This window comes from Aquimarina spongiae (assembly GCF_900141785.1).
Classification (GTDB): Bacteria; Bacteroidota; Bacteroidia; order Flavobacteriales; family Flavobacteriaceae; genus Aquimarina; species Aquimarina spongiae.
Genome location: NZ_FQYP01000002.1, coordinates 572,470 through 592,953, shown reverse-complemented (window position 1 = coordinate 592,953; position 20,484 = coordinate 572,470). Strand labels below are relative to the sequence as shown.

The window sequence follows — 20,484 nt, the reverse complement described above, 5'->3', positions numbered from 1 at the left end:
GGCTTTGAGATTTCAATAGTTGCCAACGCTGCCTTTGTGGGAGATGATAACAAGTCTTTTGTTTTAGATACTTCTCAATATGAAAATCTACAATTTAGGGACGGGAGCTTGCAAAAAGAAGTTGCTACTGCTTTTGGAGACATAGAAGGAATCGTCGTGGTTGTTGAAGGGGAAAGCTCAGTGCCTTTAATACCACCACAGGATGCAGAATTTGAATTACCAACAGGTTTAGGAGAATCAAATATTAATTTTGTTCCTACTGCTTTTTTACAAGCTAGTTTTGCTCCTTTAAAAGGAACGGAGATAAAGGCAAGATTCTTCCCAAAAATAAACACCAGCGACGCCAAAGTAGGTTTTTACGGTTTTGGTCTACAACATGAGTTTACATCTTGGTTACCTGCAGATAAGGTTTTTCCTGTTGCTATTTCTGGCTTAATAGCTTATACTCATTTGGATGGTAGTTATGATTTTACAGATACCAACATTGTAGACGGAGAAAATCAGCGATTTGAAAATAACACCAATACCTTGTTATTTCAAGTGATTGGAGCCACAAAAATGCCCGTTTTCAATTTTTATGGTGGAATAGGATATCTTTTCAGGAACTTCGACCACTGATTTGCTTGGGACATATAGGGTACAATCTGGTGTAATTTCAGAAGAAGAGATTACAGATCCTTTTTCAGTAGAAAGTAAGATCTCTGGCGTTCGTGGTACTTTAGGGGCCAAGCTTACATTAGGATTTTTCCGTATGAATTTAGATTATACGCTAGCTGAGTATAGCGGATTATCTTTCGGTCTTAATTTTGGTTTGTAATAATTAGTTGATCATTTAATTTATTGTAGAGTTCTACAATTTGTTTCTTAATAGATAAATACACATAAAATCATAGAGTTTTTTTTAAATAAAAAATTCTATGATTTTATGTGTATTTGAATATCCTTTATCTCCATACAAGTATATTGCAATTTATGCTCAATTTGGATAACATTAAATTTTACTTCAATTTATCAAGCATTTCTTTTGAAACACTGCTGTGGCAACAAATAATTTGTTTATTATACAAAATAAAACCATCCAGGACAATATAATCAACGATACCAAATGTGCAATTTCTCAGGCAATTATATCCATAAAGCATTTTTTCAGAGTGTTTTGATTTTCCCTTTTTATGGGTTCTTGATTTCGTGTGTTCAATTCTATTGATTAGTTGGAATGGTATAATGGCTTTAAAATATTCATTTTTTATTATCAGTTATAGAATTTGGAATGTTGTTTTTAATTGTTCACAACATTTTTGGCACTTTATTTTTAACGGGCTAATTCTGCAAGTGTAATGAACGAATTGTTGTGGGTGGTTTTATTCAAGCATCCGTTTCTTCAGATCCATTCTTTCGTGCAAAATCCTTGTGATTTCTATATAATTTTCATTGACAGTTCTATAGAAAATGATATGTCGATTTGCTTTTGTTCCAAAGAGATTGTTAGTAATTCCATTGTAGTTCTTTCCTAAATCTGGATTATTAGCTATTTCTTGACAATTAGAAATCAACATTTCATAATATTTGTCAGCTTGTTTTTCTGACCAAACCTTAAAAGTATAATCCCAAATCTTTGATAAATCCTCAACTGCTTTATAGGTCAGTTTGAATTTAGCCATTCGATTGTTTTTTTGATTTTAGAGATTTAAGATGTTCTGTTGGATTAAAATCGTGAGCAATTCCACTATCAATTCCTTCTTGAATGGCATTCTTCAAGGCTACGGCTTTACTTTCTTCTTCTTCTAAAAGCCTTAATCCTGCACGAATTACTTCACTTACATTCTTAAACCGACCTTCACGTATTCTACTCTGAATAAACTGGTCAAAATAATTCCCTAGTGATATTGATGTGTTTTTACTCATTTTTATAAATTTATTTCAAAAATACCAAAAATTGGTAAAAATACAAATTTAACGTTTATCTGCAACATGTTTGTTTAATTACTTCAATGATACTATACTTGATATTATAAAACTAATAATCTCCAGTAAAAAGTAAAAAGCGAGACCTAATAAAAATAGAATTAGGAGAATGAAAAAGACAAAGACTTAATCAAAGTAAGTAAAATCTCAGTGAGAGTTTCGTGCCTTAGAATGAGATAGGGAATATTTATTTATGAGCGCATTTATAATATCACCCAATTACTTTTATGGATTTTTTGCAGCTCTTAGACGATAGTAACCTATTGGCCAAATCAATAATTTACTCCTTATGCAAAACATATCTTAAAATTAAATCAGGGATTTGCACACCACTTAATGATGTAGCGCCTAATGGAAGGCTTTTTTAAACCAACAGAAGGTCTTTATGATCCTTATTGAATAATTTATTACCTCGATAAATTTCTTGAGGTTGTTCCCAGATATTTTTATATAATTCCTATTGGAAATTTTCTATTTCTAGCTTTCCAATATCCCCGCAATGCCTTTTTATGTCCCGTATATAATCAGTATTAGCACTTTTTTTGGGAGAAATTCTTGAAAAAAATGAAACTTAAAATAGTATAGAGGTGATACTAAAAAAACAACTTATATGAAAAAAGCATTTGGTTATGAGTTACTTATGCTAGCCTTGATTTAAATACTTAAGTATCGTTGTAGAAAAGATTGAAAGCTCAAACGATATAAAAGAATAGTTGCACGATAATGGGGGTAACCGAAAACCCAAATATTAGAGTAGGTAAAATTTAAAATCAATTTAAGATGAAAAAACAAGATTCACTTCTGTTAGCATTCAAAGATCAAGAAATTTCTAACAAAGTAACTGTTACGGGCGGAACTGAAGGAGAAGAATCAACGAAAACTATCTGCACACAGGATTCTAATGGTTCTGATGATTATTCGAGATGTGATAGTTCCACTCCTTTTACCGGGCCAATATGGTACGATTGCTAACTTTTAAAACCAAAAGGGGCAAAGTTCTGCCTCTTTTGATTGAATGAAAAAATGGGATTGATAAGAGTATGACAATAATCTTTTCTGAAGAAGTGGATCTTTCCACTAATCATGTAATGAATTGGTTTATATATAAAAACAGACGTGTAAAAAGATATAATGGGAAAACATCTTTTACGGGACATAATTCATTCGAGTTTAATAACAGAAAATTCAGCATTCATCTAGATAAAGAAAGCGAAAGTCAAATAAATTTTAGCAACGAGGAAGATGAAGAAAACATCACTTCATTATGGTTTAGAAGACCTTACAATGCGGTTGATGATATTACTGTAGATATAGAGGGGGAAGAGTTTTTGTTTCCAGATTTAGAAATCTTAAGAAGCATTGGGTTTAATTATAAGATTTTTAAGGATTTTTTTGTTACTAAGTTTTGTAACAGGTGCTTAGGTTCATATTTTGTTACAGGTTTAAATAAACCTTTTACATTAGAGTTGGCTAAAAAAACAGGTTTGCTAATCCCAAATACAATAATCACGAACTCAAAAAATGATGTCGTCGAATTTTTTCTTGTAAACAATCAATCTATCATACGTAAAGCCTTACACGAAGCTTTTAGGTATATTCCAGAAAATGATAATTTCTGGATTTCTAATAAAACCGTTTTGATTGATAAAATTGAGAAAATACCAGACGCTTTTGGACCATCTATTTTTCAAGAGCATATTAAAAAAATGTATGAAATCCGTTGTTTTTATTTAGATGGGGAATTTTATAGTTCTTGTATTTTCAGTCAAAAGAATTCAAAAACTCAAATTGATTTTAGAAACTATGATTCTACAAAGCCGAATCGAATTGTGCCTTACAAATTGCTCAAAGACATTGAAAATAAATTGACCGAACTAATGGTAATGTTAAAATTGAATACAGGTTCTATAGATATTATAAGAGCTCAAAATGGGGAGTATATATTTTTGGAAGTAAACCCCGTTGGACAATATGGGTTTATTTCAGAAAAATGTAACTTTAATTTAGACTATAAAATATTTAAGTATTTATCTGATGAGAAGTGAAAAAGACAACTATTTAAAATTTGTAGTAAATGACTTAATTCCTGCCAATTTTCAGTTTTTAATAAAAGAAGAAAAAAACAGCAATGAAAGAATAAACTTGGTTCATTCAGCAATACATAATGGGAAAATTCAAGTAGGAAGTTTTTATAAATGCAACTCAAATATCATTTTATTAAATGAATGAATACTACTTTTTATTATTTGAGTGTTGTAGATTAGTTAAAGGGAATTCCTATAGTATCATTATGGACCTACAAAGAAGAGAATATTTACAAATCCCCAATTTATTATATGAAGTCTTAAGTTCTGATTTAAGAAATCTGACTATAAAAGAGTTAAAAGAAAAATTTAATCATAGATATGATGAAGGTATCGAAAAATATATCAATTTTTTGACCGAGGAAGAGTATGGTTATTTAACCCAAGAGCCAAACAATTTTCCAGAAATGGAAGTTGATTTTAAGATTCCTAACAAAATCATGTCTTCAGTTATTTGTCTGGACAGAAATAGTGATTTTTCATTGAATAACCTAATGCAAGAATTGCAAGAGCTAGGGTGTCAAACTATTCAAATAAGAATTTGTGATTCATCAAATTTTGATGATGTTTTAAGTTTAATGGATAAATATAATGACAGTAGTTTTGAATTAATTGAATTGTTTTTACCTTTTGATAAGGATATTGATTTGGAAAAATTAAAACACGTTTTGTTGACCAATCTTAGAGTTAAAATCGTAATTCATTCGGCTAATAGAGATGAGAAACTTTTATTTTCTAATAGATCTATACATTTTACTAAACAAATGGTAAATTTTGAAACCGAGGAAATTTATGATTTGAGGTTTTTACATTGTGATACCAGGTTTTTTTGTGAAGCCAAAAACTATAATGTAGGTTTGAATAAAAAAGTATGTGTAGATTCCTCGGGGAATATTAAAAACTATATAAACCATAGTTATAGCTATGGAAATGTTAAAGAAAAACGACTTTCGGATGTAATAACTACAAAAAAATTTCAATTTCAGTGGTCAATAAAAAATGATATAATAGAAAAATGTAAAGAATGTCAATTTCGATATATGTGCCTTAGTAATTCTGAAATACAAAAAAGAGATGACAAGTATTATAAGGTTCATTATTGTGATTTTGACCTCTAATGTTGTTGTATTATGAAAACGACTTTTACAATAATATTTCTAATGATGCTATTTTTTTCTTGTAATAAAGAAAATGATAATCAAGAATATACAACACAGATCGACGAATTGATGAATTCTTACAAAAGAGAAAATCCTTTACCTAACATAGAATTGTTAGGTATAAATTGTGATGATGTTAATGGTATATTGACAGAGATTTTTAATGCAGATCAGGAAATTAGAAATAACGGTAATGGCAGTTTTGTAGAAATAGACAGGCAAAATCTTCAAAAATTTGTATCTATGGTTGAGAGTTGTGGTTTCCCTTCTAAAAAGGATATTCTGACCGAAAATGCTAAAGAGGGAATTTTCCTAGTGCTTCAACATGCACCAGCTACCTATAAAGCACACTATTACAAAAATTTCAAAAACTTAGTTGATTTAGGTGTTGTTGAAAAAGCAAGACTGGCGTATTATCAAGACAAATTTTTGTTATGGATTAAATATCCACAAATATATGGAACACAGATTCAAAACGGACATCTGTATCCAGTAGTTAACCCGGATAAAATAAATGAAAGAAGAAATAAGATGGGGTTAGGAAGGATTGAAGAATATGTAAAACGATATAGTTTGAATTTTGATCAAGAGGTAAGGCTATTTGCCAAGGATACCTTGTTTGATTCAGCTAAATAAGGTTCTTTTTTTAGTAGTAATTATACTATGTATTCCCGAGACTAAGAAAATAAGAATCAAACTGCTGAAAGAGTTAAAAAATATGAGAACAACTAGTGAAGATATGATCCGAGCGAACACTAGTAATAAAGAAAAGATCTATAAAAGTCAAAAATAAATGTTACTTTTTGGTAAAAGGTCAAACAAAGGAAAACAAAAGTATACTAAAGGCAAGAAAATCTATTTGCCGATACAGAAGTTCGCAAAAATATTACCTAGTAAGTCATCACTGGAGATTTCTCCAGTGATTTCTCCAAAGTGATATAAGGCCTGACGAATATCAATCGCCATAAGATCACCCGATAATCCAGAGTCTAATCCGTATTGTACTTTTTGGATCTCCTCCAGAGCCTTTAATAGGGCATCATAATGTCTGGTATTGGTCACAATGGTTTCGTTATTGCGAAGTGCACCGGTATTCACAAAATCCAAAAGTTTGTTTTGTAAACCTTCAACTCCTAAACCAGATTTTGCAGATAACAAATGGATATTTTCAATTTCTGTAACCAAATGGTCAATCTGATCTTTTTTTAGTTTGTCTACCTTGTTAGCCACAATAACCAAAGGTTTTTGCGGATATTTGTTTTTGATCTTACCGATTTCTGTTTTTAGTTCAATCAAACTCTCGGGAGTGAGCAGAGAGCTGTCAATCAGATAAATGACTACCTGGGCCTGATCAATCTTTTCAAAAGTCTTTTGTATACCAATACTTTCTACTACATCTTTGGTATCTCGTATTCCTGCGGTATCAATAAATCGAAATCCGATACCTCCAATATTAATTTCATCTTCGATGGTATCTCTGGTGGTACCCGCAATATCAGATACAATGGCTCTTTCTTCATTCAGCAGTGCATTTAGAAGGGTAGACTTACCAACATTCGGTTCTCCCACGATGGCTACAGGGATTCCATTTTTGATCACATTACCTACTGCAAAAGAATCGATTAATCGCTTCAACACTTTTGTGATGCGTGCAATCAAATCCTTGAATTGTGTGCGGTCTGCAAACTCTACATCTTCTTCAGCAAAATCAAGCTCTAGTTCGATTAGAGAAGCAAAATTGAGTAATTCATCACGTAGTTTTTTGATCTCGTTAGAGAATCCTCCTCTCATTTGCTGCATGGCGATTTGGTGGGAAGCTTCAGAATCTGATGCGATCAGATCGGCCACCGCTTCCGCTTGGGATAAATCTAATTTTCCATTGATAAACGCGCGTAACGTAAATTCACCTGCATCAGCCATACGGCATCCTTTACGTAGTAATAGCTGGATAATTTCCTGTTGGATGTATGTTGAACCATGACAAGAAATTTCTATGGTAGGTTCGCCGGTATACGAATTTGTTCCTTTAAAAATAGATACCAAAACTTCATCAAGAACTCGTTCCTGATCCACAATATGTCCTAAATGGATGGTATGGCTTTTTTGTTTGCTCAGTTCTTTTCCACTTATGGATCTAAACAAAGGAGAACAAATCGATATCGCATCTTTTCCCGAAACTCGAATTATGGCTATAGCACCGCTTCCCGAAGGAGTAGCTAGTGCGACTATAGTATCTTGTGAAATCATAGCAATGTACTGAAAGCGCAAAAATAGCCATTAATCTACTCACTTTAAACACGCATTGTTAAACTTTTTTTGAAGAGTTGTTTTTCTTTTCTATCTTGTAGGTCACTGAAAATGATGGTATTGATTGTATGCCTTTTGTAATCAGTGTTCGGGACAAAAAGTAATAAAAATATTGAGTAGTTATTGTTGTGATAACGAATAGTAATTGGAAGACAAGTGGATTAACCATCCATAAACCTAACAACTAAATTTAATGTCTAACCAATTAATAAATAATTCTTATTCGTATGAATTTACACAACACAAACTCAACTCACGTTACGAAGAAGTATTCCTTATCCACACTAGGAATATGGATTTGCACAGTATTTATGTTAATGCCCCTTATCCATTGGGGACAAACTGACCCTCTACCGACCAGATATCAGGATGTTAACGTGTCTTTATGGTCTACAAATGCAATTGGAAAAAGTAATACAGAAATTTTAACAAAAACCATAGCCGAACCAGGTGCTACTTGGTTGCGATTATTTTTTAAAGATGTAAATCTTGGACAAAATAGTACGCTTACTATTACATCGGCACTCGATGGAGCTTCTCAAACCTTAACTTCAGCCACTATCGGAGATTGGAAAAACACTAGTGCTTACTTTAATGGAGACAAAATTACTTTGCGATTATCTGTTGCTGCAGGAGAAAAGTCGATTGGGCTTAGTATCAAAGAACTGGGAATTGGAATTGAAGATCCAAACACCAAGTCCCAATGTGGATCTAATGATGATCGTATCGACTCTACAGACGATGCTATTGGTAGAATAGTTCCTATAGGGTGTACTGGATGGATCATCACCAATGGTCGTCTGGTAACTGCTGGACATTGTGTAGGGAGCAGAGCACAGATCATAGAATTTAATGTTCCAAAATCAAATCCAGATAGAACGATTGTTCACCCTGGACCAGAAGACCAATATCCTATCGGAAACTTTGTTTCACCTTATCCTAATAGCCCAAGCCAGGCGAATGACTGGGCTGTTTTTACAGCAAGCGCTAATACACAAACAGGACTTACACCAATCCAGGCGCAAGGAAAATCATTCAATGTGGTTCAGTCGGCTCCTGGAAATACGATTAGAATTACTGGTTTTGGAACTGATACAGGAATCGATAATCAAACACAGCAAACCCATTCTGGACCGCTTTCTTCTGTTAATAACACTTTTGTGCGTTACCGGGCAGATACTACCGGAGGAAATTCAGGGAGTCCAATTATTGATGAAGCTACAGGTAACGCAGTAGGAGTACACGCCTATGGAGGTTGTTCTGGATCGGGAGGATCTAACTCTGGAGAAAGAGCTACCATTCCTGCATTTTGGGATGCCATGGGACTTGGTAGTACACCACCTCCACCACCAAATGAAGATTGTAGTGGTGACGTTAGCTCATTCCCGTTTGCAGAAAGTTTTGAATCTAGCCTGGGGCAATGGTCTCAAGCGACTTCTGGTGATGATTTGAACTGGAGTAGAAACTCTGGAGGGACTCCTTCTAATGGTACCGGGCCTGGTAGTGCAGCAGATGGTAGTTTCTATCTATATGTTGAGGCTTCTGGTAATGGTACGGGATATCCAAACAAAAGAGCTATCCTTAACTCTCCATGTTTAAATTTTGGTTCCTTATCAGAGCCTACACTTACCTTCCAATATCATATGTTAGGTAGTGCCATTAATAGTTTAACTGTAGAGGCGCGAACTAATAATTCTGGAAGCTGGGCAAGCGTGTTTAGCAGATCAGGAGAACAAGGATCCAACTGGAATAGTGCCAATGTAGATCTATCCGCTTATGCAGGACAGAGTAGTGTACAATTACGATTTAATGTAGTTACTGGTTCTGGAGGTAGCGGATGGCAAAGTGATATTGCTATAGACGATGTAAGTATTCAAAACGGTTCGGGAACTCCACCACCAACATGTACTGCTTTAGACTTCAATGATTTTAGTATTACTTCATTCTCTAACCAGGATGCTGCTGGTAATTCTTCTATAGGAAATGGAGGCACATCTTTAACGCTAACTAATAATACCTGGAAGTTTATTGCTTACAATTACACGGTAACTCCAAATACAGTTATCGAATTTCAATTCAGTAGTTCTGGACAAGGAGAAATTCATGGAGTTGGTTTCGAAGACGACAATGGCTTAACGCCTGCAAGATATTTCAAAGTACATGGTACACAAAACTATGGATTGACCAACTATGATAATTACTCGGGAGGAACGACCAACTATGTGATCCCTGTAGGTAATTTCTACACAGGTAGTATGGATCGATTAGTATTTATTAATGACAATGATGGAGGATCTGGAAATAACTCTACGTTCTCTAATGTGAGAATTTATGAAGGATCTTGCGGACAGTCGGCCAATGCAGAACGTGTAACTACTTTAGAAAATGTAACTCCTATTTTAGGTACTGAAGACGAAGGAAGTTTGATTGGACTTCGTATTTCTCCAAACCCGGTAAAAGATGTGTTTTCTATTTACTTGAACGGTTTTGCGAAAGGGACAACACAGGCTTTTGTGTATGATATCCTAGGAAGACAACAGGCACAAATCACCTTGCAACCTGGTGAAAACAGAATTTCAACACGAAGCTTGTCTTTGGGTCATGGTATCTACATGATTAAACTGGATGTAAACAATGAATCGATAATCCAAAAAATAATTATAAACTAGGCAATTAAGTAGGGCATTAAATTTTGGAAAAGCATCTCAATTAATTTTGAGATGCTTTTTTGTTTTTTAGCGTTTTAGTGTAACAAATTGCAAATAAAATCGTCATATAAGTATAATTGCTAATAATATTAGCAAAATTATTCATCAATCAATCAAAAAAACAAAATCATGAGACAAGACAAATCATTATTAGTGATCACACACCTATCACAATTGTTAGATGTTATTACGGGATTCGGTGGTTTTTTGGTACCATTAATTTTATGGTTAACTCAAAGAGAACGAGTCTTGGCAATGGATGAGCATGGAAAATCCATTATGAACTTCCAGATAAGTATGTTTATCTATGCGATTATTTGTATTCCGCTTATTTTCTTATTTGGGTTGGGTATATTAGGATTGCTGTTAATAGCAGTGTTGTATTTGGTATTTCCGATCATTAATGCGATCAAAGCGAGCAATGGAGAGGCACCATCTTATCCGTTGTCTATGCAAATCATTAAATAACAAAAAGGGCAGTGTTAAACTGCCCTTTTTTATATAGAAACACCTTTGCGGTTAGTGTTGTTTGGTTACTCTACATGAGTTTAATCTCCATATGCACTGATACCATGCTCGTGTATATCAAGACCATCAATTTCTTCTTTTTCAGAAACTCGTAAACCGATTGTTTTTTTCAATATAAATAACACTACGAAACTAGCCAATACAGCCCATCCAATCATAGAAAGAGAACCTAGAGCTTGTACACCCAGTTGCTTGAATCCACCACCGTATAATAAACCTCCGGCAAAATCTTCTCCTGGTATTGCAAATACTCCAACAAGTACAGTTCCTAAGAAACCACAAACACCGTGTACAGAAATGGCACCTACAGGATCATCGATACGTAATTTTTTGTCAATAAACTCGATGGATAATACCACTACGAGTCCAGAAATAATTCCGATAGCAGCAGCTCCAACAGCGCTTACGTTTCCACAACCTGCAGTAATACCTACTAATCCTGCTAAACATCCGTTTAATGTCATTGAGATATCTGGCTTACCATATTTTAACCAGGTAAAGAATAATGCGGTAATAGCTCCTAGTGCAGCGGCAAGGTTGGTGTTAATGATCACACTACCAACTGCGATAGAATCACTTCCTCCAAATGCTAATTGAGATCCACCGTTAAATCCGAACCATCCTAACCAAAGGATAAAAACTCCGATAGCACCCAATACCATATTATGCCCTGGGATTACATTAATTTTTCCATTGTCATATTTTCCAATTCTTGGACCGATTAATTTAGCCGCAACTAGACCAGCAAAACCACCTACAGCATGCACGATAGTAGATCCAGCAAAATCGATGAACCCTAAGTTGTTTAACCATGCCTTGTCATCAAATGGCCATAACCAGCTTCCTGATATTGGATAAATTATTGTAGTTAATATTGCAGAGAAAATAAGGTAAGTAGAGAATTTTGTTCTTCCTGCTACGGCTCCAGATACAATAGTAGCTGCGGTAGCACAGAATACAGTCTGAAAGAATAAATTGTGCCAATCATCTTCGCTAAAGAAAGAAAGATCAAAAGGATCTCTCATAAAACCACCTAGTACAGTGTCTCCACCATACATGATAGAATATCCAATTACCCAAAACATTAAGGACCCAACACTTAGATCCATAAAGTTCTTCATTACGATGTTACCGGCATTTTTTGATCGAGTAAATCCAGTTTCCACCAATGTGAATCCTGCCTGCATAAAAAACACCAATATTGCTGCAATAAGAATCCACAATATACCAAGGTCGTTATTTATCCCCTCTACAGCAGCGTCTACTGCTGTCTGTATCTCCTGTTGTTGTATATTGTTCATAAATATGTATTTTAATTTTAAGTTTTAGTTGATTTTAGTTGTTAACAAAGGTTTATCTCAGTGTATCTCCTCCTTTTTCCCCAGTTCGGATTCGGTAAGCATCCTGAACATCTGATACAAATATTTTTCCATCACCAACTTCTCCTGTTTTTGCAGCTTCCAGAATGGCAGAAATCGTAGCTGCTTCAAAATCATCGTTCACAACGATTGATAAATATCTTCTTTGTATATCTGTAGTACTATATGAAATACCTCTGTACACACTTCCTTTTTGTTCGTGACCCACCCCGGTTACATCCCAGTATGAGAAAAACATAACACCTTTATCATGTAGTGCTTCCTTAACCACACGGTATTTTGATCTCCTAATGATTGCTTCTATTTTCTTCATAAAGAATAAAAGTTAAAATTAATGTTAAATTCAGCTCAAAAATATGGTAATTTGTTTTTTGTGTCCAAATTTTGTGGGGTAAACACGTAATTTTTGTCATTTTGAAATAAATACCCCCTAAAAAATTAGGGGTCTTTATTTTTTGTTAAGAAAAATGATAATTCTGCACTTTAAAAAATCGAAAATTTTACGAAAACGTTTTCATTGAAGATTATTGATAATCAATAGGTGAGAATTTTGCGAAAACCCCTGAAATAATTAGGGTTTTATTGAAAAAACTGCATTATCAAATTCGCAAATTGAGGACCTTATTTTGTGATTATTTTATTCTAAAAGGCCTTTTTTTGGAGAGCCCAGAAAAGTGAAGTTGATTGTAGGGGTTTTCTTTTCCTTTCCTTAATGATTTGTTAATTTCATGAACTTGAAACACGTTTAAGTCGGAAACATTATGAAGAAACAAGGAATGTATCTACCCGAATTCGAACACGACGCATGTGGTGCCGGATTTATATGTAGCCTAGAAGGAAAAAAATCAAATGACATCATTCACAAAGCACTCGAGATTCTCGAAAAGTTAGAACATCGAGGAGCTGTAAGTGCCGATGGAAAGACAGGAGATGGTGCGGGAATTTTGATCGATATTCCTCATGACTTTTTTGTAGAACATTGTGGTTTTGAATTACCGGAAGCTGGAGAGTACGCCGTGAGTAATGTCTTTTTACCTCAGAAAGAAAACCAAAGACAATTTTGTATCGATACTTTTGAGGAAAATATAAAGAATCAAGGGCTTACCTTATTAGGATGGAGAGATGTTCCAGTAGATCCAATTCATCTGGGGGAGATCGCAGCCAGTACAGAACCTTTTATAAAGCAAATATTTATAGGTAAAGAAAAAGCAGATCAAAGTTATTTCGACTTCAACCTGAAACTATTTACAACCAGAAAAATTACGGAACATACTATATATGGTTCTAAGCTATCGGAGAGCAAATTTTTCTACCTGCCAAGTTTGTCTACAAAGACATTAATATTTAAAGGGTTATTAATGCCTGAGGATATTAAGCTATATTATATAGACTTATTAGATCCAAAATTAGTCACAAGATTGGCTTTGGTGCATCAGCGTTTTTCAACCAATACATTTCCGACATGGGATTTGGCTCAACCTTTCAGATACATGTGTCATAATGGAGAGATCAATACATTAAGAGGTAATGTTACCAGAATGCGATCTAGGGAAGAATTGTTGCAAAGTGATTGGTTTGGTGATGATATCAAAAAGGTATTACCTGTTGTGTTACCTGGTAAATCAGATTCTGCTTCTATGGATATGGTAGTAGAGTTGTTATTAATGACAGGGAGATCATTACCAGAGGTGATGATGATGATGGTGCCCGAGGCCTGGGAGAAAAACCCCGACATGTCTGAAGCGAAGAAAGCATTTTACGAATATAATTCTTGTGCTATGGAGCCTTGGGATGGTCCGGCTTCCATTCCATTTACTGATGGGAACTATATAGGAGCGGTTTTGGATAGAAACGGATTACGTCCTTCACGATATACGGTAACCAAGAATGGATATGTGATCATGTCCTCAGAAACTGGTGTGGTAGATATCAAACCAGATAATATTGAATACCACGGAAGATTAGAACCAGGAAAGATGTTTCTGGTAAATATGGAAGAGGGTAGAATCGTAAATGATGAAGAGGTTAAGGAAGAAATCGCCGCCAAACACCCGTATAGAGAATGGCTGGATAGCAATTTGGTACATTTAAAAGATATACCTTATAATGACTGTCCTTTATTCTTAGGAGAAGAAACGATTGCTAAGCGTAAAGAAGTATTTGGATATACACAAGAAGATATAGATACCATTATTGCTCCAATGGGACAGTTGGGTAAGGAGCCTATCGGATCTATGGGATCTGATACTCCTATTGCTGTTCTTTCAGAAAGACCACAGTTAATTTACAATTATTTCAAGCAGCTATTTGCGCAGGTAACCAATCCTCCTTTGGATGGTATTCGCGAAGAGCTGATTTGTGATATCAGCCTTACTCTTGGAGCTGATCATAATATTTTTGATATCAATGATAAGCATTGTAATAAGCTTAAAATTCAAAATCCGGTAATATCCAAAGAGGATCTGGATAAGATCAAAACCTATACTGATAAAGGGTTTAAGGTGACTTCAGTTCCTATGTTGTACAACATTAACAGAGGACTTAATGGATTAGAAGATGCTTTGGATCAGTTGCTAGACAACGTTTCAGAAGCTATAGAAGAAGGAACCAATATCATTATACTGTCTGATAGAAATGTAAGCAAACACAGAGCTCCAATCCCAGCATTGTTGGCGTGTTCTTACGTAAATAGTGGGTTGCAAAAACTTGGGCAACGTTCTAAAGTAAGTATTATCATCGAATCTGCAGAACCGAGAGAAGTACATCATTTTGCATTGCTATTTGGTTATGGTGCCAGTGCGATTAATCCATATATGGTGAATGAAATCATAGGAGAGCAAATCGAAGAGCGCAATATTTCTGATCTTAGCTTTGAAGAAGCCATCAATAATTACAATAAAGCGGTAGGAAAAGGAGTGCTGAAAGTGATGAACAAAATTGGTATTTCTACATTGAATTCATACCGTAGTTCTCAGCTATTTGAGTGTATAGGTATCAATACCAAGGTGGTAGATCAATACTTCCCGAATACAGCTACTAGAATCCAGGGAATTGGATTGTATGAAATAGAAAAAGAAATTGCAAAACGACATAAGAGAGCCTACGTAGAACGTGAAATTGGTGCTAATTTGGATCTTGAAATAGGAGGACAGTACCGTTGGAGACGTAATGGAGAAAAACATCAGTTTAATCCGCTTTCTGTTGCCAAATTGCAGAAATCTGTACGTGATAATGATCCAAATACTTACAAGGAATATGCAGAATTGATCAATAAACAATCCAAAGACTTAATGACCATACGTGGGCTATTAGAGTTTTCAAATTTTGATCCTATTCCGATTGATGAGGTAGAGCCTTGGACAGAAATTGTAAAGCGTTTCAAAACAGGAGCCATGTCTTATGGTTCGATTAGTAAGGAAGCTCACGAAAACTTGGCTATTGCCATGAACAGAATTGGAGGAAAAAGTAATTCGGGAGAAGGAGGAGAGAATCCAGAGCGTTTCTACAAAAATGTGGGAGGAGACTGGAAAAATAGTGCGATCAAACAGGTAGCCTCTGGGCGATTTGGAGTTTCATCAAACTATCTTACCAGTGCTGCTGAAATCCAAATCAAAATGGCACAGGGAGCAAAACCAGGAGAAGGAGGACAATTACCAGGACCAAAGGTAAATCCAGAGATTGCTAAAACGAGAAATTCTACACCTTATGTAGGACTGATCTCACCACCTCCGCATCACGATATCTATTCTATCGAAGATTTATCTCAGTTAATATACGATCTGAAATCCGCCAATAGAGAAGCAAGAATCAATGTAAAACTTGTTTCTGAAGTGGGTGTGGGTACCGTAGCTGCAGGTGTAGCCAAAGCAAAAGCCGACGTGATCCTAATTTCAGGATTCGATGGAGGTACAGGAGCATCACCACTTACATCATTAAAACATGCCGGATTACCTTGGGAACTAGGAATTGCCGAAGCGCAACAAACTTTGGTAGGAAATAACCTAAGAAGCCGAGTAGTAGTAGAGTGTGATGGACAGTTAAAAACAGGAAGGGACGTAGCTATTGCATGTCTATTAGGTGCAGAGGAATTTGGTTTTGCAACAGCACCGCTGGTAGCATCAGGATGTATTATGATGCGTGTATGTCACTTAAATACCTGCCCAGTAGGGATTGCAACTCAAAACCCAGAACTGCGCAAGAAGTTTAAAGGAAAGCCAGAACATGTGGTCAACTATATGTATTTCATTGCACAGGAATTGAGAGAGATCATGGCACAACTTGGTTTCAGAACCGTAGATGAAATGGTAGGGCAAGTAAGCAAATTAGATCATAAAAAAGCTGTAGAACATTATAAGGCTGCAGGGATCGATCTTAGTCCGATTTTACATCAGGTAGATGCACCAGAAGGAGTAGAAGTTTACAATACAGAAATCCAGGACCATGGATTAGGAAAGTCGATAGATTTTGACATTATAGAGCAAGCACACCCCGCTTTGTTCCGTAAAGAGAAAACGACTTTAGACTTTGATATTAGTAATACCGATCGTGCTGTTGGAGCGATATTGAGTAACGAGATTTCTAAAATCTACGGAGCTCAAGGGTTACCAGATAATACGTTGAAATTGAATTTTACCGGTTCTGCAGGACAAAGTTTTGGGGCTTTTGCTACCAAGGGATTGACCATGGTGGTCAACGGAAATACTAATGATTATCTAGGAAAAGGATTATCAGGAGCAAAACTGATCATCAAAGTACCCGATGAGGCAACAATTGTTCCTCAGGAGAACATCATCACTGGTAATGTGACCTTGTATGGAGCAACTGACGGGGAGGTGTATATCAATGGAAAAGCAGGAGAGCGTTTCTGTGTACGTAACTCTGGTGCCAAAGCCGTTGTAGAAGGAATCGGAGATCACGGTTGTGAATACATGACTGGTGGAGTTGCTGTAATTCTGGGAGAGGTTGGAAGAAACTTTGGAGCAGGAATGTCTGGAGGAATTGCTTATATCTATGATGATAAGAAAACCTTCGAAAAGAATTGTAATAAAGAAGCGTTGAATCTTGATCCTGTAGCAGAAGCTAAGGATAAGGAAGAGTTAAAAACCTTGATCGAGAACCATTATAACGCAACTTTAAGTCCATTGGCACAAAGCATACTCGAAAATTGGGAGAACGAATTACCAAAATTCATCAAAATCTTCCCAGAAGAGTACAAACAGGCGTTAAAACGATTAGAAGAAGAAAAATTAGCACAAGCATAAACGATAGTAGACATGGGAAAGACAACTGGATTTTTAGAATTTGAAAGAGAGATTGAACAGTATCAACCTGTAGAAGATCGTATTAAAAACTATAAGGAGTTTACTGTGGCTATGCCAGAAAGTAAGCTTAAAGACCAAGGAGCTAGATGTATGGATTGCGGTATCCCGTTCTGTCATAGTGGATGTCCGTTGGGTAACCTTATACCAGATTTTAATGATGCCGTATATCGAGGCAAATGGGAGAAAGCAGCCAATATCCTGCAATCGACAAATAATTTTCCAGAGTTTACAGGACGGTTATGCCCAGCACCTTGTGAGGAAGCTTGTGTTTTGGGGATTAATGAAGATCCTGTAACGATTGAAAATATCGAGAAAAATATTACAGAAGAAGCTTTTAAAAATGGATGGATAAAAGCAAATCCGCCAAAGGATAGAACGGGAAAGACAATTGCAGTAGTAGGATCTGGTCCCGCAGGATTAGCAGCAGCACAACAATTAAATAGAGCAGGACATTTAGTAACTGTTTTTGAAAGAGATGAAAAGGTAGGTGGATTGTTGCGCTATGGAATTCCTGATTTTAAGATGGAAAAGCACATCATCGATCGTCGAGTTACCGTTCTTGAAGAAGAAGGAATTGTTTTTAAAACCAATACCGCAATCGGTAAAGATATTTTGGCTTCGCAACTCAAAGAAGATTTTGATGCAGTGGTATTATGTACCGGAGCTACCGTACGACGTAATTTGCCAATCAAAGGAGCGGACTTGAAAGGAGTAGTGCAAGCGATGGACTTTCTACCTCAAAACAATAGGAGAGTAGATGGTATAAAGGATTTAGGCGAAGAAATATTAGCAACTGGTAAAGATGTGATCGTAATCGGGGGAGGAGATACGGGATCTGATTGTATCGGTACTTCGGTGCGCCATGGAGCCACTTCGGTGACCAATTTTGAAATTATGGGTAAAGGTACAACTGATCGTCCTGCCGATCAGCCATGGCCTTTTTGGCCTATGCGATTACGTACTAGTTCTTCGCATCAGGAAGGTGTGGATAGACATTGGAGTATCTCGACCAAAGAGTTTTTGGGAGATGAAAATGGAAATCTAAAAGGTCTGGTAACTACCGAAGTAGAATGGGTAAAACAAAACGGACGTTTTACACTGAAAGAAGTGTTAGGGACAGAAAAAGAATGGAAGTGTGAATTAGCTTTGTTAGCATTAGGATTTACAGGATCTGAGCCTACTGTTGCAGAACAACTTGGAGTAGATCTGGATGCTCGTACTAATCTTAAGGCTACAGAAAAAGACTATGCTACCAATGTAAAAGGAGTTTTTGCAGCTGGAGATAGCAGACGAGGACAATCTTTGATTGTTTGGGCGATTTCTGAAGGGAGACAGGCTGCGCATCATGTAGATAAATACTTAATGGGGATTTCTAATCTACCACTCAAAGGGGATGGAGATCTGCCAAGAATATAACATGATTAATTATTCAATATACGTGTTAATCAAAAGGCCGCTAAAAAATGGGATTAGCGGCCTTTGTTTTTGAATCATAGAGAATTAGTGTTCAGTTTTTATGGTTGTATCTTGTCTAGGTATTTTTTGTGTTACTTTTAATAGGTTTATTAATGCAAATTCGAAAATAGCATCGTTCTTCTCTATCTTATCTTTAATGGAGTGTGATATATGATAATCAGGGACAACAGATCTTTTTTGAATATGCTCGTGTACATCGTACTTTGCATGCAATAAAGGTAAGTAGATAGCGGTTTCGGTATACTTTCCTTTAACAGAAATTTGCCGGACACCATTGCTAATCCCGGCATATCCGTAGGTTTCTGTTCCTACTAAGTCAGCATCAGTATATTCTTGCAGTAAGCCAGCAGCAATTCCTGCTGCCGAAGAGGTACCTCCGTTAATCAAAACGATTAATTTGCCATTAAAAGAATAGTCTTCGATAGGAGAATAGGTCATCAAATCACGAAGTAATCCGTGGTTTGTTACACGGTAAGTGCCATCTTTTTTAGGTTTTAGACCAAAAGAGGTGTCCAAATCGAGTGTATCCCCAAGTAAATGCGAAAAATATTCATCATTCCCTAGAGTAGTAATCTCTTGAGCTGGAGTAAAAGGTTTATCTACAAAATATTGAAGCAAATAAGCGGCATTACTTGCTTTTCCTCCTCCATTGTTTCTCAAATCGATGATTAGGTTTTTAATGTTTTTGTCATGAATTTCTTTGAAACATTGTTTGTAAAAAATGGGATAGGTATCCTCCTCCTCCTCATAACTATCTTTAAAAAAACGGCTTATTTTCATATAAGCGTAGTTTTCTTCAGTATTGATACGATACATAAAGGCCTTTTGAGGGCTTGTTTCTGATTTGTATTTTTTGGATGCTCTAGTGCTATAAACTTCTTTTGAAATAGATTTGATTGTGGTTTTTGTAATTTCCCTGGTCTTGTAATCTCTATATACAAGATCGTATGTGGTTTTTTCGTTAAATATTTCGGGATAAATTCTGTTGAATGATTTGTATGGCCCTCCCAGCCAATGCATCATTCCATTGTGACTTTCACCATCAGAAGAATAATATGTCAAGATTTCAAAAACAATCTTATTACTAAGATTGTTATCAATAGATAGTATTTCAGAACCTTCAGTAATTTTTTGTTGACTAAGATTTTTGAGAATATAAATCCTTTCATCTTTTATGTAAACTTGAAATGGGAGCCTTTGTTGGTTGTTAATAATACTCCCTAATTTACCAAATGTATATGCTTGTGTATGTCCGTCATGTATTTTTGCAATTAACTTGAGAAGAATTTTATAAAATGCTTTAGCCGACATGGGCTTCGAAGTTTGAAGCATCATGTCATTAATCATTGCATTGAACTCTTCAGTAGTTTGGTGAGTAAAAGTACCTGGATGAGCTTTGGTGAGTATGGTTTTATAAATATTTAAATCACCCTGCATTTGTTCCGGTTGATAAACTATAGAGGAGCTCTGGGTTCTCCCGAGAGTTATACATAACATTAGGAGGCTTACAAGTATTAATCGGTATATTCTATTCATTGCTATTAGTGTAACCTTAA

At 35.6% G+C, this 20,484-nt stretch carries 16 protein-coding genes; 10 read left to right on the top strand and 6 right to left on the bottom strand.

Annotation, left to right across the window (positions count from 1 at the left end; genetic code table 11):
* Both BUE24_RS23920 and BUE24_RS07415 read left to right on the top strand, forming a co-directional pair.
* On the top strand, window positions 1-618 hold a 618-nt coding region (locus BUE24_RS23920; RefSeq protein ID WP_342039419.1), incomplete at its 5' end, for a DUF6588 family protein.
* 1 nt (window position 619) lies between these two features.
* The gene (locus BUE24_RS07415) at window positions 620-817 is read left to right on the top strand and encodes a DUF6588 family protein (protein WP_073315331.1); all 198 of its coding nucleotides are present in this window, start codon (window positions 620-622) and stop codon (window positions 815-817) included.
* 544 nt (window positions 818-1,361) lie between these two features.
* Here the strand turns inward: BUE24_RS07415 and BUE24_RS07410 are convergent.
* Window positions 1,362-1,661 (bottom strand): type II toxin-antitoxin system RelE/ParE family toxin, encoded by a 300-nt coding sequence (locus BUE24_RS07410; protein WP_073315330.1) that lies wholly within the window; start codon window positions 1,659-1,661, stop codon window positions 1,362-1,364.
* Window positions 1,654-1,905: a type II toxin-antitoxin system ParD family antitoxin gene (locus tag BUE24_RS07405; protein ID WP_073315329.1), complete on the bottom strand. Its 252-nt coding sequence runs from the start codon at window positions 1,903-1,905 to the stop codon at window positions 1,654-1,656. The genes BUE24_RS07410 and BUE24_RS07405 overlap by 8 nt, the downstream gene beginning before the upstream one ends.
* A gap of 840 nt (window positions 1,906-2,745) precedes the next feature.
* On the opposite strand from BUE24_RS07405, the gene BUE24_RS07400 reads away from it, so the two are divergent.
* The 4 genes from BUE24_RS07400 (at window position 2,746) to BUE24_RS07380 (ending at window position 5,845) form a co-directional block, all read left to right on the top strand.
* Window positions 2,746-2,937 (top strand): hypothetical protein, encoded by a 192-nt coding sequence (locus BUE24_RS07400; protein ID WP_073315328.1) that lies wholly within the window; start codon window positions 2,746-2,748, stop codon window positions 2,935-2,937.
* Window positions 2,938-3,005: 68 nt separating this feature from the next.
* Window positions 3,006-4,010 (top strand): grasp-with-spasm system ATP-grasp peptide maturase, encoded by a 1,005-nt coding sequence (gene gwsG / locus BUE24_RS07395; protein ID WP_073315327.1) that lies wholly within the window; start codon window positions 3,006-3,008, stop codon window positions 4,008-4,010.
* A gap of 176 nt (window positions 4,011-4,186) precedes the next feature.
* Window positions 4,187-5,167 carry a grasp-with-spasm system SPASM domain peptide maturase gene (gene gwsS, locus BUE24_RS07385; protein WP_073315325.1) on the top strand — a complete coding sequence of 327 codons (981 nt, stop codon included), beginning with the start codon at window positions 4,187-4,189 and terminating at the stop codon, window positions 5,165-5,167.
* Between the two features lie 42 nt (window positions 5,168-5,209).
* A complete protein-coding gene (locus BUE24_RS07380; RefSeq protein ID WP_139241925.1) occupies window positions 5,210-5,845 on the top strand; it encodes a DUF6624 domain-containing protein in 636 nt (211 codons plus the stop codon).
* Window positions 5,846-6,064: 219 nt separating this feature from the next.
* Here BUE24_RS07380 and mnmE read toward each other — a convergent pair whose 3' ends face one another.
* Entirely contained in the window at window positions 6,065-7,456 is a 1,392-nt protein-coding gene (mnmE, locus tag BUE24_RS07375; RefSeq protein ID WP_073315376.1) for a tRNA uridine-5-carboxymethylaminomethyl(34) synthesis GTPase MnmE, read from the bottom strand.
* 287 nt (window positions 7,457-7,743) lie between these two features.
* Here mnmE and BUE24_RS07370 point away from each other — a divergent pair, with 287 nt between their 5' ends.
* Window positions 7,744-10,185: a trypsin-like peptidase domain-containing protein gene (locus BUE24_RS07370; protein WP_084549437.1), complete on the top strand. Its 2,442-nt coding sequence runs from the start codon at window positions 7,744-7,746 to the stop codon at window positions 10,183-10,185.
* A gap of 168 nt (window positions 10,186-10,353) precedes the next feature.
* Complete coding sequence (locus BUE24_RS07365) at window positions 10,354-10,692, top strand: DUF4870 domain-containing protein (protein ID WP_073315322.1); 339 nt, start codon at window positions 10,354-10,356, stop codon at window positions 10,690-10,692.
* Between the two features lie 80 nt (window positions 10,693-10,772).
* Here the strand turns inward: BUE24_RS07365 and BUE24_RS07360 are convergent, their stop codons facing one another.
* Window positions 10,773-12,053: an ammonium transporter gene (locus BUE24_RS07360; RefSeq protein ID WP_073315321.1), complete on the bottom strand. Its 1,281-nt coding sequence runs from the start codon at window positions 12,051-12,053 to the stop codon at window positions 10,773-10,775.
* Between the two features lie 52 nt (window positions 12,054-12,105).
* Entirely contained in the window at window positions 12,106-12,444 is a 339-nt protein-coding gene (locus tag BUE24_RS07355; protein WP_073315320.1) for a P-II family nitrogen regulator, read from the bottom strand.
* A gap of 448 nt (window positions 12,445-12,892) precedes the next feature.
* On the opposite strand from BUE24_RS07355, the gene gltB reads away from it, so the two are divergent.
* The gene (gene gltB / locus BUE24_RS07350) at window positions 12,893-17,392 is read left to right on the top strand and encodes a glutamate synthase large subunit (protein WP_073315319.1); all 4,500 of its coding nucleotides are present in this window, start codon (window positions 12,893-12,895) and stop codon (window positions 17,390-17,392) included.
* Window positions 17,393-17,404: 12 nt separating this feature from the next.
* A complete protein-coding gene (locus tag BUE24_RS07345; RefSeq protein WP_073315318.1) occupies window positions 17,405-18,868 on the top strand; it encodes a glutamate synthase subunit beta in 1,464 nt (487 codons plus the stop codon).
* Between the two features lie 84 nt (window positions 18,869-18,952).
* Here BUE24_RS07345 and BUE24_RS07340 read toward each other — a convergent pair whose 3' ends face one another.
* A complete protein-coding gene (locus tag BUE24_RS07340; protein ID WP_073315317.1) occupies window positions 18,953-20,365 on the bottom strand; it encodes a S41 family peptidase in 1,413 nt (470 codons plus the stop codon).
* Window positions 20,366-20,484 lie beyond the last annotated feature (119 nt).